Source organism: Micromonospora sp. WMMD558 (assembly GCF_049315255.1).
Classification (GTDB): Bacteria; Actinomycetota; Actinomycetes; order Mycobacteriales; family Micromonosporaceae; genus Micromonospora.
The window spans coordinates 768,938-783,105 of record NZ_CP186061.1; the positions used below are offsets into that span (position 1 = coordinate 768,938).

The window sequence follows — 14,168 nt, forward strand, 5'->3', positions numbered from 1 at the left end:
CGGGCGCGGCCCGGCGGGGCTCAGGGCGCCAGACCGGCCTCGGTGAGGATCGGGCCGGCGAGCAGCAGCGCACCCGCGACGAGGACCACCAGGTTGACCAGGGCGAACAGCGTGACCCAGAAGAACGGCGGGAACGGGGTGATGCCGGCGAGCTGGTCGGCGTCGGAGGCGGGCATCCGACCCCGGGCGCGCAGCCGTTGCAGCTCCACCACCGGACGGATCCCGCCGAGCAGCAGGAACCACACCCCGGTGTACGCGAACGCCGCCTGCACCTGCGGGCTCGTGTACCAGGAGACGGCGAGCACGATCCCACCGGTGACCAGGAGCGACAGCACGCCGAAGACGTTCCGGATCATGATCAGCATGGCGAGCAGCAGCACCACGGCGATCCACAGCAGCAGCGTGATCCGGTTGCCGCCGAGGATCCACGCGCCGGCAAGGCCGACCAGCGGCGGGGCGACGTAGCCGGCGAGCAGGGTCAGGACCATGCCCGGGCCGGTGGGCCGGCCGGCGGACAGGGTGAGCCCCGACGTGTCGGAGTGCAGCCGGATGCCGTGCAGCCTCCGGCCGGTGAGCAGGGCGGCGAGGGCGTGCCCGCCCTCGTGGGCGATGGTGATCGCGTTGCGGCCGATCCGCCAGGGCACCCGGGTGGAGACCACCACCAACCCGATGAGGCCGGTGAGCAGCACCAGCAGCGGGGGCGGGTCCGGCTGCGCGCTGAGCAGCGTCTCCCACAGGTCGGTCAGGCCGTCGATCGCCACCATGGGCGGGGAGCCTACCGCCCTCGTCCCGTGTTGATCCCGGGCCGGTTGCGCTGAACCGACGCGGCAGGCGTTCACCCGTCGGCGGTGAAACTTTTCCTCAACATGTGTTGCCTCGGGCGGCACCCGTCTTCAATGATGTCAGTCAATCGATCGGCGTCTTTGGAGGCATCCATGGCCCGTACCAGATCACCGCTGCGCCGGCTGATCGCCGCCGCTCTCACCACGGTCGCCACCGCGGCCGCGGCCCTCGTCGCGACCGCCACCCCCGCGTCCGCGGCCACCGTTCCCGGCATCGACGTCTCCCACTACCAGGGGGCCATCAACTGGACCAGCGTCCGCAACGCGGGCATCCAGTTCGCCTTCATCAAGGCCACCGAGGGGACGAGCTACAAGGACCCGCGGTTCAACACCAACTACGTCGCCGCCTACAACGCCGGGGTGATCCGCGGGGCGTACCACTTCGCCCGGCCGAACATCTCCTCCGGCGGGGTGCAGGCGAACTACCTGGCCTCGAACGGCGGCGCCTGGTCGGCGGACAGCCGCACGCTGCCCGCCGCGCTGGACCTCGAAGCGAACCCGTACAGCGGTGGGTACTGCTACGGCCTGAGCACGACCGGGATGCGGAACTGGGTGCAGGACTTCCTGAACACCTACCGCTCCCGCACCGGCCGGTACGCCGTCATCTACACCACCACCAGCTTCTGGAACACGTGCACCGGCAGTTGGAGCGGCCCGTGGGGCAACCACCCGCTCTGGATCGCCCGCTGGGCGAGCTCGCCGGGCGCCCTGCCGCCCGGGGCGCCGTTCTGGAGCTTCTGGCAGTACACCAGCACCGGCCGGGTCGCCGGCATCAGCGGCAACGTCGACCGGAACTACTGGAACGGCGACCGCAGCCGGCTGATCGCGCTCGCCAACAACACCTGAGCCACACCACCCTGGGGAGGTAGTTGGCGGCAGCGGGATCGGCTGTCACCGTACGGTCGACAACTGGTCCGGCTGCCGCCACGCCATCCTCGCGGCGGGTCGTCAGGCCCGCCGCCGTGCCGCCACCGGGACGGTCACCGCGTCGGTCCGGGTGAGGGTAGCCCGGCGGAACAGTCGCCAGACCACCACCCCGGCGACGGTGACGGTGCCGACAGTGAGCAGCGCGACCAGGACCGGCAGGCCGGCGCTGGCGAGGAGCAGGACGACGTCGCCGAGCGCGACGAGCATCCACAGTGCCACCCGGGGCCGGGTGTCCTTCCGTCGGTAACTCATCTCGTACCTCCTTCCGTCGTGGGCAGTCAGATACCCCGTACGACGGAAGGTCATGCGGATCAGCTTCGCACCGGCACGAATCCCACGCGTCAGTCCTGGCGGTCCGGCACGAAGCCCTTCATGATCACGTCGAAGTCCCGCTGGCCCGCCGCCCAGTCCTCGTCGGGGACCTCCCAGCGCAGCGCGTATCCGCGGTTGCTTGCGGTGGCGAACCCCCGGTTGCGGACGTGGATCCGGGTGTTGTCCCGGGTCTCCAGCCACTCCCAGTCCGCGCAGGTGCGCCCGTAGTCGCAGCGCCTGATGCTCAGCAACTCGTAGTCGCGCACGAGGTTCTTACGGGCCGGCTCGAGGTTCTGCCAGTCCTCGTAGGCGTCCGCCTTCGGCCGGTCGGTCCACTGGACGAGCAGCTCACGCACGCCGTTGGGTTCGTCGAAGACGACCGTGTTCGCCCCGCCGCTGCGGCGCACCCAGCCCTCCGGGATGGGCAGGGCGAAGCCCGCCTGGTCCTCATGCAGCTTCCAGCCGGCCGGCAGGGCGTTCGGATCCCCGGTAGGGCTGGCCGGTGGCGTGGTCGGTGCGGCGCTGCTCGGCGCGGGGTCGGCCGGGGCGGGCGCCGACGTCGGCGCCGCCGCCGACGTGGGTGCGCCACTCGTCGCACCGGCTCCCGAGGGGTCGCCACCGTCGTCGTCGTTGGCGAGCAGCGGCACGACCACGGCGAGACCGAGCAGCAGCACGGCCACCACGACACCGATCAGCAGGTTCCGGCGGGTCGTGTCGCGTCTCGTACCGTCGGACGGCGGAACCGGCGCGCGCCCGGCCGGCGCGGGAGCCGGGCGGGGCAGGACGGACGTCGCGGCGGGCTCGCCCTTCGTGTCGTCGGGCGCGGGCGGCGGCGCGGGCTCGGTGGCTTTCGTCGCCGGACCGGCTTCCGGAGTGGACGGCGGGGGCGTGACCTTGGCGGTCGGGGCGGCATCCGAGGTGGTCGGGGTCACCTGCGCGGGCGCGTCCGCACCTGCGGCCGCGACCGCACCGGCCGCCGGTTGGCGGGGCGCGGGCGGGGCGACGGGCTTGTCGGACTCCTGCTCCGCCGGGCGCGGCGACGGCACGACCGGCGGGCGGGGCTCGCGTCTGCCGTTCGGCCCGGGCCGGCGGACACCGTCGAGCAGCGGGATCGTGCGGGACCGCTTCCCGCCGGCGCGGCGCAGCAATTTCTCCGCCACCTCGGCGGTGATCCGCTCGTTCGGGTCCTTGCGGAGGAGCCCGTTGAGCACCGGCCGGAGCGGGCCGGCGTTCTTCGGCGGCGGCAGCGGTTCGGTGGCGAGCGCCGCCAGGGTGGCGATCGCCGACGGCCGCGCGTACGGCGACTTGCCCTCGACCGCCGCGTACAGGGTCGCGCCCAGCGACCAGAGATCGGCCTCCGGACCGGCGGTGCCGTCCCGGGCCCGCTCCGGCGCGATGTACGCGGGCGAACCGAGCACCATGCCGGTGCGGGTGACGTTGGGGTCGCCGGGGATCGTCGCGAGGCCGAAATCGGTCAGCACGACGCGGCCGTCGTTGCCCAGCAGCACGTTGCCGGGCTTGATGTCGCGGTGCATGACGCCCGCCTTGTGCGCCGCCTTCAGGGCGGCGAGCACGCCGAGCCCGATCTCCACCGCCCGGGCCGGCGACACCGGCCCCTCCTCGGCGATGGTGTCCTGGAGGGACTTCGACGGCACGTACTCCATGACGATCCACGGATCGCCGTCCGTGCGCAGCACGTCGAAGATGCGGACGACGTTGATGTGGTTGAGCCGGGCGATGGCCCGCGCCTCCCGCAGCGAGCGCTCCCGCATCTCGCGGCGCTCCTCGTCGGTGAGGCTGGGCGGCGGCACCAACTCCTTGATCGCCACGTCGCGGTGCAGCACCTCGTCGCGCGCCTTCCACACCCGACCCATGCCACCCTGACCGAGCGGCGAAATGAGCCGGTATCGGTCAGCGACGAGTTGGGGAAGCGCGTTCGACATCGCTGAGACGGTACCCGGCGGCGACGACAGTCACACCGCCGGCACGCCACTGTGCGGCGAAGGTCAAGTTCCGACCGCGTACCCTGACGCCATGTCAGCCGAAGAGCCGCTGTTCCGGATCGTCCGCGGCGTACCGACCGCCGACGAGCTGGCCGCCCTGGTGGGCGCGATCGTCGTCCGGTCCCGCCCGGCCGCCGCGCCCGCCCCCACCCCGGTGTCCGCCTGGGCGCAAAGCGCCCGCCCCGCCGGCGCGGCCCGCACGGCCGGTCCCGGCGCATGGCGCGCGTCCGGCCTGCCGCGCTGACTTTTTCGTACGCATCAGCGCAGGTCTTCGCGGCTACGTCGACGGCGAGTCGCCCGGTGTGCACCACTCTGGGGCTGCAACTCCCAGCCGCCACCCGTTAACCTCACTCTCGGAAACGGTGCGGTGACGCGTAGGGAGGGACAATGATCCCCGAGGAGGACCGCCCAGCGGCCTGGCTCCGTGGCTACGGCGGCATCGAGGCCGACATCCGCCAGTTACAGGAGTTCGCCGAGAAGCTCCAGGCCGAGGTGGAGCGCCAGTACACGCCGCACCTGTCGTACATCAAGGCGGACATGACCGCCGCCGTGCCCAACCCGGCGGACGCGTTCATCGAGCTGGTGCAGTTCCTGCACGCCCACTGGGAGACCCAGCAGGCCACCGCCGACCTGGTCTGGAGCGTCGGCGGGGCGACCGGGCACCTGGCCGCCGCGGCCGGCACCGTCGCCGACCGCTACCGCGACTCCGACGCCTTCTCGTCCGCCCGCGTGGTCGACGTCGAACGGGCCCTCGCCGCCCCGACCGCCGTCGCGCCGACCGGGTCGCCCGTGATGCTGCCTGACCCGACCGGCCCGGAGGAGACCCGGCCCGGCCCGGTGGTGCGGCCGTGAACGAGCCCGGAGTCGGCCGCTCGGGCGGCCTCACCGACTGGCACCTGATGGATGTGGCCAGCATGTGGGCCTGCCTCAAGGACCAGGACACCACCAACCAGTGGCGGCACGTCGCCGGCTGGCGCAAGGTCTGCGACCTGGCCCAGGCGCACCTCGGCCGGTTGCAGGCGTACCGCCGGGGTCTCGCCGAGGCGTGGCCGCCGGACACCAACGCCGCCGCCCGCACGTACCTCGCCGAACTCGACCAGCTCATCGACAGGGTGCAGCACACCCACGACGCGGCGGCGGCGAACTACACCGCGCTCGCCGCCGCCACCCAGGCCATCGGCAGCACCCGCACCGCCCTGGAGAAGATCCACGACGAGTACGCGGTGAAGCTCCAACAGAAGCGGTCGTACGAGGCCACCGCCGCGGACCCGAAGGCGGTCGCCGGCAGCCGCGTCTCCGAACCGCCGGTCACCGACGCGGACCTGGAACGGCTGAACGTCCAGGCGCGCGGCATCATGTACGGCCTCAGCAGCGAACTCCAACAAGCCCAAGTAGCCCTACGCCAACCCCCACCTCCGGCGTTTACACGTCGAGACCCCACGAGCCCAGAGGCATACGCCAGTTCGCCGAGCCCGATCATTCCTCCGATCGTGCCTATACCAGCAGCAATGCCATCGGCGGTAACCCATCGAAAATCGGCCGCACGACCTGTGCCAGCTCCCCCTACTCCAGCCGTCGGACCCGTGCTCGGCGGTACGGGCACTGGCCTCGCTCCCGCCAAGGCAACCCCCGTTCCGCCGGGTCCCGCGAGCCCGCCCAGTCACCCTGCAACGCCGGGGCTCGGCACCCCAACAACTCCTCCGGTCGGTACGGCTAGTAGGCCCACCAACCCCAGCGTCAGTCATCTCAGACCGCCAGTCGCTGGAGGCGCAAAGGGCCCCTCGCCTATGGTCCCGGCCTCCCCACGTGCCATGCCACCCGGAGGCATTATCGGCGGCCTGCCCGGCGCTGGACTGAGCCAGCCGGTTTCCGGCAACACCCAGCCTCGTCGGATCAACCCGATCGGCGGCGTGATCGGAGGTGGCGGTGCTGGTACCGCTCCAACCGGCGGAGCTGGCTCACGCCCTGGAGGTGCAAGAGGCTTCCCCGGCGTCCACGGCATACCGCCGTTCGGCGCGGCCTCCGGTATGTCCGGCACCCCGCACGCGGCCACAGCGCCTGGCCGCCCTAGCCGAGGCGATCGGACAGATGAGGAGCAGCGCACCTGGGATCCAGATCATCCATGGGAAATCGATACAGGGGTAGACCCGGTAGTTCGGCCTCCGAAGGACGACGGGCCGATCGATCCCGGCCCAGCCATCGGTTTCACCAGGTGACGGTCTGTGGAAAACGCGAACTCGGCGGCCTACTAACGCTCGCCGCGGCACTCTTGGTAGGTGCGACCGCGCCTGCCTACGGCAGTGATGCGGCTCATATTGACGGTGTTGAGCGCGTGCGCGGCGACCAGTGGCATCTGCGCTACCTCAACGTTCAGAAGGCACACCAAGTGAGCCAGGGCGAGGGGGTAATTGTCGCCGTGCCAGATAGCGGCGTTGACCCTCATCCCGATCTGTCAGCGAATTTGCTTCCAGGAACCGACGTAGTCGCTGGTGGAGGAGACGGCCGGGAAGATCAAAACGGCCACGGAACGGGCATGGCCGGGATAATTGCCGCACATGGCCGGCGTGGAAGCATCGGAGCGTTGGGTATCGCCCCGAAGGCTAGGGTTCTGCCAATCAAAATCTTCGACAGCGAGCGAGGCGCCGAGGCCGACCATCTAGCGGCCGCCGTTGAATATGCAATCTCATCTGGCGCGGACGTAATCAGCATCTCAGCCGCTGGCGGTTTTAGTCCACGCCTCTCCCGCGCACTCGAAGATGCGCGTACGGCCAACGTGCTCGTCGTTGCGTCCGCAGGTAACCGCCCTGAGGACCCCGGCATCATGTATCCAGCAACAGGTCCCGGTGTCATTGCTGTAGGAGGCATCGACCGTAACGGAAATCATGCAGCGGTGGCAGTCGCTGGGGCGCAGATTGATGTCGTCGCGCCTGCGGTAGACATCTACAGCACTAGCATGGACAACAAGTACCGCAAAGGGACTGGAACCTCCGATTCAGCTGCCATTGTTGCTGGGGCGGTTGCTTTGATCCGGGCAAAGTATCCGCATCTGCCGGCGGATGAGGTGGTGCATCGGTTGACTGCGACGGCTGTCGACAAGGGACCGCCTGGGCGGGACGACCAGTACGGCTATGGCGTGATCGACATCGTCGCTGCGCTCACTGCCGACGTACCGCCGCTCGGCTTCGAATCTGCAACCGCTGCCGCGCCAGCCGCCCGACCGACGGAAGCCGAGGCGGAGCGGTCTGACAGCGACCGGGCAGCGACAACTCGTGGCCTCGTCACGTTGGGAGTCATCGTGGCAGCGGGCGGTGCGTGGGCCTTCATCGCCAGGCGCCGCCGGCGCAGCGATGATCCACCGCCCCGCATCAGCCGGTGAGGCTAGTGCCGTGACCACGAACGTTGACGGTGTGGGGTCAGGCTGCGCGGGTGGTGGGTTGGCCCCAGCGTCGTTGTCGTTCGCTGCGGATGCGGGCGCGTTCGCGGCGTTGGGCGGCCAGGACGTCGGGGTGGCGGGCGTTGGCGTTGCGCCACCGCAGGTAGGCCTGCAGCCGCCGGGTCAGCACGGTGTGGTTGGGGTGGTTCGAGCCGGCGATGACGAAGGTGCGTAGCGGCCCGAACTGGGCCTCGATCGGGTTGGCCCAGGAGGCGTAGGTCGGGGTGAAGCAGAGCTCGACCTTGTTCCGGGCCGCCCACCTGCGGATCTTGAGGCCTTTGTGCGCGGACAGGTTGTCCAGGATGACGTAGATCGGCGCGCCGTCCGGCCGTGCGGCGCGGATCGACTTCAAGGCGGCGAGGGTGTTCGCGGCGCTCTTGCGCCTGCGGACGACGCCCCAGAGTTGGTCGTCGCCGACGCTGTAGCAGCCGTGGAACTGCCGGACTCCGTACAGCTTGTGGTAGTTCGCGGGCAGCCGGTGCGGATGGCCGGCGGGCGCCCACCCTGTGCCGGCCTGAGGGCGGATCACCAAGGGCCCGAACTCGTCGAAGGCGAACGTCCGCTGCGGGAAGTGGCTGCTGACGTACTCGATCCGGGCGAGCTTGACGTCCCGGTCAGGGTCGGTGGACTCCTTCCACGTCTTGGTCCGCTGGAAGGTGATCCGGTGCCGGTGCAGGAGCTGCCGCAGCCGTTCCCGCCCGATCCGGACCCGCCGGGTGGCATGCAGGCGCAGGTGGTCGGCGAGCTTGCGGATGCTCCAGCGGATGAACGGCCGCCCCAGTTTCTCGGGTCGGGTGTTGGCCGTCTCGACGATGAACTGTTCCTCGTCGCTACTGATCTGGCGGGGACGGCCACCCGCCCACTGAGGGTCCAGGCTGGCCATCCCCATCTCGTTGAACCGGTGGATGACCTGCCGGATCGTGTCCTCATCGGCCTGCACGAGACGGGCGATGGCCGGCACCGTGTTCCCACCGGCCGAGGCGAGCACGACCATGGCCCGCCGTAACCGGATCGGCGAGCCGGTACCTCTACGAGTGATCCTCAGCAGCTGCTGACCCTCCTGGTCACTGAGCCGCCGAACGCGAACGGGTTCTGCCACCGCCACAGCCTGACCGCCACAACGCCGCCCGGCCGACAGGCCGGACGGCGTGTCATCCAACACCGTGAACGTTCGTGGTCACGGCACTAGAGGCGATCAAGAGCACCCGGGCCCGCGACTACTTGATCGAACCCGCGCGAGCCACCCACGTGGCGGGCTGCCCGGTCACGTTCGCGATCTGATCGAAGTCGCGGTCGTAGTGCAGCAGGGACAGACCGTGGTACTCGGCCGTTGCCGCGATGAGCAGATCCACCGCGCCGGCGGAGCGATGCACGCCCCGCAATGTGAGGTCGTGCTGGATCTCGGCAGCCCGCTCGTAGCCGCGGTCCGGCATCATCACCCAGCCGAACACCGTTCGGAGTTGATGCTGAAGCCACTCGCGGTCTGCGGCGGACCGGGCGGTGTACAGGAACTCCAACTCGACGACGGGACAGACGGCGATCAGACCGGCCGTCAGGGGCGACTCCCACCGGGCGCGCAGTTCAGCGTTGCGCAGCAGACGAACCAGTGCGCTGGTGTCGACCAGGTAGTCAGCAAGCCTCACGGCCGGTAGGCGCCCTTGTCGAGCAGTTCATCGAAGTCACCGGCCTCAGCGCGGTTGGCGAGTTCGGCGAGCGCCCTGGCGCGACGGAGCCTCGCCGCGCCCTCCCGGAGTGCCACATTCACCGTTTCCTTCTTGGTCTTGGTCCCGAAGGCCTCGGCGGCATCGGCCAGGGCCTCGTCGTCCACATCCACCAGTATCTTGGTCATGGCCATCCCTATATACCGTGAAGGCTTCCAGTATATCTTCAGCGCGGTCCCGAATCGGGCCGTTCGGCGCTCTGCGGCCCGTCGTGCCCCAGCTGTCCACGGCGCCCGGTAACGTCGGCGGGGTGTCCCGATCTCTGCCGCTCCGTCTCGTGCTCGCCTCGGCCAGCCCCGCCCGCCGCAAGACCCTCCAGGCCGCCGGCATCGAGCCGGACGTGCTGGTCAGCGGCGTCGACGAATCGTTGGTGGTGACGGACCGGGCGGAGGAGCTCTGCCTCGAACTGGCACGGCTCAAGGCACAGGCTGTCCTGACCCGGCTGCGGCCGTCCGACGACCAGCGGACGCTGGTGATCGGGTGCGACTCGGTGCTGGAGTTCGACGGCGGGATCTTCGGCAAGCCGGCCGACGCGGCGGAGGCCGTACGCCGGTGGAAGCGGATGCGGGGGCGCAGCGGCGTCCTGCACAGCGGGCACTGCCTCGTCGACATCGTGGCGGGTCGCCGGGCCGAGGCGGTCGCCTCGACGACCGTGCACTTCGCCGACATCAGCGACGACGAAGTCGCGACGTACGTCGCCACGGGCGAGCCGCTGGCGGTGGCCGGTGCGTTCACGATCGACGGGCTGGGCGGGCCGTTCGTGGAACGGATCGACGGCGACCCGGGCACCGTGGTGGGCCTGTCCCTACCCCTGCTTCGTCGGCTCCTGGCCGAACTGGACCTGCGGATCACCGACCTGTGGACGAAGGTCACGCCGGGCAACCAGTCGGTCGAGCCGCTCGCCTGACGCCGGTACGAGAAGAGGCACGATGACCACGAAGTCCATCCCGCTCACGCCGGAGCTGCACGCGTACCTCGTGGCGCACGGCTCACCGCCGGACGACGTGATGCGGGACCTGATCGACGAGACGCGCGCGGCGTTGCCGGACGACGCGCAGATGCAGGTGGCCCCGGAGCAGGCCGCGTTCCTGACCTTCCTGACCCGGCTCCTGGGCGTGCGGCAGGCGGTCGAGGTGGGCACCTTCACCGGGCTGTCCGCGCTGGCGATCGCCCGTGGCCTGGCCCAGGGTGGGCGGCTGACCTGCCTGGACATCTCCGAGGAGTACACGGGCATCGCCCGGCGGTACTGGGCCCGCGCGGGCGTGGCGGACCGGATCGACCTGCGGATCGGGCCGGCCGCCGACACGCTGCACGAGATGCCGCACGACCGTCACCTCGATTTCGCCTTCATCGACGCGGACAAGACCGGGTACCCGATCTACTGGTCGGAGCTGGTGCCACGGATGCGCCCCGGCGGAGTGATCGCGGTGGACAACGTCCTGCGTGGCGGCCGGGTCATCGCACCGCAGGACGCGGCGGACCGGGCGATCGCGGCGTTCAACGACGAGGTCCTGGCCGACGTCCGGGTCGAGGCGGTCATGCTCCCCGTCGCTGACGGACTCACGCTGGCCCGGGTGCTGTAGGGCCTGCGCCGACCTGCGGCGGGCCGAGGCGACGACCAAGCATCGCCGCGTCCGGCGACGGCCGCAGGCCGCGACGGCCAAGCACCGCCGCTGGCGACGGGCAAGGACCGCCGGTTTTAGGCAGCGCCGACCGGGGTCCGGGCGGCCTCCGGGGTCGGGGCGCGGAGGGCCCGGCCGAGGCGGACGGCGAGCAGCGCGGCCACCCCGATGAAGGCGGGCAGGAGCAGAAACGCCAGGTGCGGGCCGACCTCGTCGGCCACCCAGCCGAGGGCGACCGGCGCGATCCCGAAACCCACCCCCATCGAGTACGACGCCCAACCGGCCGCCCTGTCCGCGGCGGGCCCCGCGACGGCGAGCGCGATCGAGATCGCCAAGGGGTAGTGCAGTGCGTTGCCGAGGCCGAGCAGAAGCAGTCCGGCGACCGCGAGGCCCCCGACCGGGGTGGCCCAGAACAGGGCGAAACCGGCCAGGGAGAGTCCCAGCGCAGCGAGCAGCAGCGGGACGGGCCGGTACCGCAGGGCGATACGGCCGCCGACCACGCGCCCGGCGAACATCCCGCCGACGATCGCGGCCACGGCGGCCGAGGCGGCGCCCGCGCCGAGCCCGGCGTGCGTACGGAGCACGTCGGCGGTCCAGAGCGACAGGCACACCTCGATCGAACCGGTCACCGCCATGAGGACCCAGGCGACCCAGTACGCCTGCGGCAGCCGCCGAGAGACCGCCGTGCCGGAGGCGGGCACCGCCGGCCGGGCACCGGCAGCCGCGGCAGCGGGGTCGGCCAGCGGTCCGCGTACCCGGAAGGTCAGGGCGGCGAGCGCGACCAACGCGATCAGGCCGACCTCGGCGGCCATCGCCGGCCGCCAGCCCCACCCCGCGTCCACGCTGGCGCCGATGACCAGCGGAGCGAGGACGCCCATGCCGGCGCAGGCGGCGTTGGCCTCGCTCAGCGCGGCCGGCGCGGCGACGCCGTGCCGGGCGGTGAGCACCACGGTCACGCCGCTGATCACCATCATGCCGAAGGTGGCGATCACCGCCATGGCGGTGATGGTGGCGGGCAGGGCGTGCAGAGTTGCCAGGGCGGTGATGCCGAGTGCGACCCCGGCCAGGCCGGTCCAGATCGCGGGACTGCGGCCGACGCGGCGGGCCAGCGGCGCGAAGAGCGCCCCGCCGAGCAGCGCGCCGACGGCGATGCCGGTGCTGTGCAGGCCGGCGACCGCGGCCGAGGTGCCCTGTTCGTCGCGGAGCAGCGGCACCACCGGGCCGAAGCCGTAGAGGAAGAAGCCCCACAGGCCGAGCTGGGCGTAGGCGAGCCAGGTGGTCCGGTCACGGGTGAGGCGCGGCACTGGCCTCACGCTACAAGCGCCCCACCGTCGCCCCGCTCCGGATGAGAGACAGCTCTCTTTCCCCGGGCCCCACCGGTGAACTGGCGGGCGGCGGCACAGTGCGGCATCCCACACTGAGCGATCGTTAGGTGCGTCAGAGTGGCCGATACACTCCCGGTCAACGACCTCCCGGGAGGAGCCACCAAGGTGCGCAAGGTACTCATCGCCAACCGCGGCGAGATCGCCGTCCGCGTCATCCGCGCCTGCCGCGACGCCGGCCTGGGCAGCGTCGCCGTCTACGCCGACTCGGACCGGGACGCCCTGCACGCCACCCTGGCCGACGAGGCGTACGCCCTCGGCGGTGACACCGCAGCCGACAGCTACCTGCGGATCGACAAGCTGATCGACGTCGCGGGCAAGTCGGGGGCCGACGCCGTGCACCCCGGCTACGGCTTCCTCTCGGAGAACGCCGACTTCGCCCAGGCGGTCATCGACGCCGGGCTGACCTGGGTCGGCCCCACTCCGCAGGCGATCCGCGACCTCGGTGACAAGGTCACCGCCCGGCACATCGCCCAGCGTGCCGGCGCGCCCCTGGTCCCCGGCACGCCGGACCCGGTCGGCAGCGCCGACGAGGTGATGGCCTTCGCCGTGGACCACGGCCTGCCGGTCGCCATCAAGGCGGCCTTCGGCGGCGGCGGGCGCGGTCTCAAGGTGGCCCGCACGATGGAGGAGATCCCGCACCTGTTCGAGTCGGCCACCCGCGAGGCGGTCGCCGCGTTCGGCCGGGGTGAGTGCTTCGTCGAGCGGTACCTGGACAAGCCCCGCCACGTCGAGGCCCAGGTCCTCGCCGACCAGCACGGCAACGTGATCGTGGTCGGCACCCGGGACTGCTCCCTCCAGCGCCGCCACCAGAAGCTGGTCGAGGAGGCCCCGGCGCCGTTCCTCACCGAGGCGCAGCGGACGCAGATCCACGAGTCCGCCAAGGCGATCTGCCGCGAGGCCGGCTACCACGGCGCGGGCACGGTCGAGTACCTGGTCGGCGCCGACGGCACGATCTCCTTCCTGGAGGTCAACACCCGGCTCCAGGTCGAGCACCCGGTGACCGAGGAGACCGCCGGCATCGACCTGGTCCGCGAGCAGTTCCGCATCGCCGACGGCGAGAAGTTGCGCTTCACGGAGGACCCGACGCCGCGCGGGCACTCCATCGAGTTCCGGATCAACGGTGAGGACCCGGGCCGCAACTTCCTGCCCGCGCCGGGCACGATCACCGCGCTGCGCCTGCCCACCGGCCCGGGCGTCCGGGTGGACACCGGTATCTCCGCCGGTGACGTGATCGGCGGCAACTTCGACTCGCTGCTCGCCAAGGTCATCATCACCGGTGAGACGCGCGCCGAGGCGATCGAGCGGGCCCGCCGCGCGCTGGACGAGATGGTCGTCGAGGGCATGGCCACCGCGCTGCCGTTCCACCGCCTGGTGGTCCGGGACGAGGCGTTCACCGCCGAGCCGTTCACCGTGCACACCCGGTGGATCGAGACCGAGTTCGACAACACCGTCCCGGCGTTCACCGCGCCCGCCGGCGCCGTCGAGGGCCCGGCCGAGCGCGAGACCGTCGTGGTCGAGGTGGGCGGCAAGCGGCTGGAGGTCAGCCTCCCGGCCGGCTTCGGCGGGGGTGCGGCCACCGTGTCGCCCGTCGCGAAGAAGCCGGCCCGGCGGGGCGGTGGCGCCAAGGCCGGCGCCGCGGTCAGCGGTGACGCGCTCACCTCGCCGATGCAGGGCACCATCGTGAAGATCGCGGTCGCCGACGGTGACACCGTGGCCGAGGGCGACCTGGTCGTGGTGCTGGAGGCCATGAAGATGGAGCAGCCGCTGCACGCCCACAAGGCGGGCACGATCAGCGGCCTCGGCGCCGAGGTCGGCGCGGTCATCACCGCCGGCGCCGCGATCTGCACCATCGCCTGAGGTGTAAGGAAGGGCCCCTTGTTAACGCCTGCGGTAGTAAAAGGGTCCCTTCCTAACAACCGTTCC

At 71.2% G+C, this 14,168-nt stretch carries 15 protein-coding genes; 7 read left to right on the forward strand and 8 right to left on the reverse strand.

What is annotated here, in order from left to right:
• Positions 1-20: 20 nt before the first annotated feature.
• Complete coding sequence (locus ACN26Y_RS03660) at positions 21-764, reverse strand: M50 family metallopeptidase (protein ID WP_155328885.1); 744 nt, start codon at positions 762-764, stop codon at positions 21-23.
• Between the two features lie 171 nt (positions 765-935).
• On the opposite strand from ACN26Y_RS03660, the gene ACN26Y_RS03665 reads away from it, so the two are divergent.
• Entirely contained in the window at positions 936-1,688 is a 753-nt protein-coding gene (locus ACN26Y_RS03665; RefSeq protein ID WP_422734328.1) for a GH25 family lysozyme, read from the forward strand.
• A gap of 102 nt (positions 1,689-1,790) precedes the next feature.
• Here the strand turns inward: ACN26Y_RS03665 and ACN26Y_RS03670 are convergent, their stop codons facing one another.
• Positions 1,791-2,021 (reverse strand): hypothetical protein, encoded by a 231-nt coding sequence (locus tag ACN26Y_RS03670; RefSeq protein WP_422734329.1) that lies wholly within the window; start codon positions 2,019-2,021, stop codon positions 1,791-1,793.
• Positions 2,022-2,110: 89 nt separating this feature from the next.
• Positions 2,111-4,024, reverse strand: a complete 1,914-nt coding sequence (locus tag ACN26Y_RS03675; RefSeq protein ID WP_422734330.1) for a serine/threonine-protein kinase — start codon at positions 4,022-4,024, stop codon at positions 2,111-2,113.
• A 91-nt stretch (positions 4,025-4,115) separates the two neighbouring features.
• On the opposite strand from ACN26Y_RS03675, the gene ACN26Y_RS03680 reads away from it, so the two are divergent.
• Together ACN26Y_RS03680 and ACN26Y_RS03685 are read left to right on the forward strand one after the other, a co-directional pair.
• Positions 4,116-4,328 (forward strand): acyl-CoA carboxylase subunit epsilon, encoded by a 213-nt coding sequence (locus ACN26Y_RS03680; protein WP_422734331.1) that lies wholly within the window; start codon positions 4,116-4,118, stop codon positions 4,326-4,328.
• Positions 4,329-4,471: 143 nt separating this feature from the next.
• A complete protein-coding gene (locus tag ACN26Y_RS03685; RefSeq protein WP_422734332.1) occupies positions 4,472-4,936 on the forward strand; it encodes a hypothetical protein in 465 nt (154 codons plus the stop codon).
• Positions 4,937-5,228: 292 nt separating this feature from the next.
• Here ACN26Y_RS03685 and ACN26Y_RS03690 read toward each other — a convergent pair whose 3' ends face one another.
• A complete protein-coding gene (locus ACN26Y_RS03690) occupies positions 5,229-5,396 on the reverse strand; it encodes a hypothetical protein (RefSeq protein ID WP_155328891.1) in 168 nt (55 codons plus the stop codon).
• A gap of 900 nt (positions 5,397-6,296) precedes the next feature.
• Here ACN26Y_RS03690 and mycP point away from each other — a divergent pair.
• The gene (gene mycP / locus ACN26Y_RS03695) at positions 6,297-7,460 is read left to right on the forward strand and encodes a type VII secretion-associated serine protease mycosin (protein WP_422734333.1); all 1,164 of its coding nucleotides are present in this window, start codon (positions 6,297-6,299) and stop codon (positions 7,458-7,460) included.
• A gap of 37 nt (positions 7,461-7,497) precedes the next feature.
• Here the strand turns inward: mycP and ACN26Y_RS03700 are convergent, their stop codons facing one another.
• From ACN26Y_RS03700 to ACN26Y_RS03710, 3 genes are all read right to left on the reverse strand, one after another.
• Positions 7,498-8,616 carry an IS630 family transposase gene (locus tag ACN26Y_RS03700; protein ID WP_422734334.1) on the reverse strand — a complete coding sequence of 373 codons (1,119 nt, stop codon included), beginning with the start codon at positions 8,614-8,616 and terminating at the stop codon, positions 7,498-7,500.
• A 118-nt stretch (positions 8,617-8,734) separates the two neighbouring features.
• Positions 8,735-9,160, reverse strand: coding sequence for a PIN domain nuclease (locus ACN26Y_RS03705; RefSeq protein ID WP_422734335.1), 426 nt, complete (start codon positions 9,158-9,160; stop codon positions 8,735-8,737).
• The gene (locus ACN26Y_RS03710) at positions 9,157-9,372 is read right to left on the reverse strand and encodes a type II toxin-antitoxin system VapB family antitoxin (protein ID WP_230688863.1); all 216 of its coding nucleotides are present in this window, start codon (positions 9,370-9,372) and stop codon (positions 9,157-9,159) included. The genes ACN26Y_RS03705 and ACN26Y_RS03710 overlap by 4 nt, the downstream gene beginning before the upstream one ends.
• Before the next feature lie 116 nt (positions 9,373-9,488).
• Between ACN26Y_RS03710 and ACN26Y_RS03715 the strand changes: the two genes are divergently transcribed.
• Together ACN26Y_RS03715 and ACN26Y_RS03720 are read left to right on the forward strand one after the other, a co-directional pair.
• Positions 9,489-10,145: a Maf family protein gene (locus ACN26Y_RS03715; protein ID WP_155328893.1), complete on the forward strand. Its 657-nt coding sequence runs from the start codon at positions 9,489-9,491 to the stop codon at positions 10,143-10,145.
• Between the two features lie 22 nt (positions 10,146-10,167).
• The gene (locus tag ACN26Y_RS03720; protein ID WP_155328894.1) at positions 10,168-10,821 is read left to right on the forward strand and encodes an O-methyltransferase; all 654 of its coding nucleotides are present in this window, start codon (positions 10,168-10,170) and stop codon (positions 10,819-10,821) included.
• 116 nt (positions 10,822-10,937) lie between these two features.
• Here the strand turns inward: ACN26Y_RS03720 and ACN26Y_RS03725 are convergent, their stop codons facing one another.
• Positions 10,938-12,164: an MFS transporter gene (locus tag ACN26Y_RS03725; protein WP_422734336.1), complete on the reverse strand. Its 1,227-nt coding sequence runs from the start codon at positions 12,162-12,164 to the stop codon at positions 10,938-10,940.
• A 186-nt stretch (positions 12,165-12,350) separates the two neighbouring features.
• On the opposite strand from ACN26Y_RS03725, the gene ACN26Y_RS03730 reads away from it, so the two are divergent.
• The gene (locus ACN26Y_RS03730) at positions 12,351-14,102 is read left to right on the forward strand and encodes an acetyl/propionyl/methylcrotonyl-CoA carboxylase subunit alpha (RefSeq protein WP_155328896.1); all 1,752 of its coding nucleotides are present in this window, start codon (positions 12,351-12,353) and stop codon (positions 14,100-14,102) included.
• Positions 14,103-14,168: the final 66 nt, after the last annotated feature.

Bases quoted from the DNA above. Each gene is read 5' to 3' on its own strand.
- ACN26Y_RS03660 (WP_155328885.1), bottom strand. From the start codon at position 764: ATGGTGGCGATCGACGGCCTGACCGACCTGTGGGAGACGCTGCTCAGC.
- ACN26Y_RS03665 (WP_422734328.1), top strand. From the start codon at position 936: ATGGCCCGTACCAGATCACCGCTGCGCCGGCTGATCGCCGCCGCTCTC.
- ACN26Y_RS03670 (WP_422734329.1), bottom strand. From the start codon at position 2,021: ATGAGTTACCGACGGAAGGACACCCGGCCCCGGGTGGCACTGTGGATG.
- ACN26Y_RS03675 (WP_422734330.1), bottom strand. From the start codon at position 4,024: ATGTCGAACGCGCTTCCCCAACTCGTCGCTGACCGATACCGGCTCATT.
- ACN26Y_RS03680 (WP_422734331.1), top strand. From the start codon at position 4,116: ATGTCAGCCGAAGAGCCGCTGTTCCGGATCGTCCGCGGCGTACCGACC.
- ACN26Y_RS03685 (WP_422734332.1), top strand. From the start codon at position 4,472: ATGATCCCCGAGGAGGACCGCCCAGCGGCCTGGCTCCGTGGCTACGGC.
- ACN26Y_RS03710 (WP_230688863.1), bottom strand. From the start codon at position 9,372: ATGGCCATGACCAAGATACTGGTGGATGTGGACGACGAGGCCCTGGCC.
- ACN26Y_RS03720 (WP_155328894.1), top strand. From the start codon at position 10,168: ATGACCACGAAGTCCATCCCGCTCACGCCGGAGCTGCACGCGTACCTC.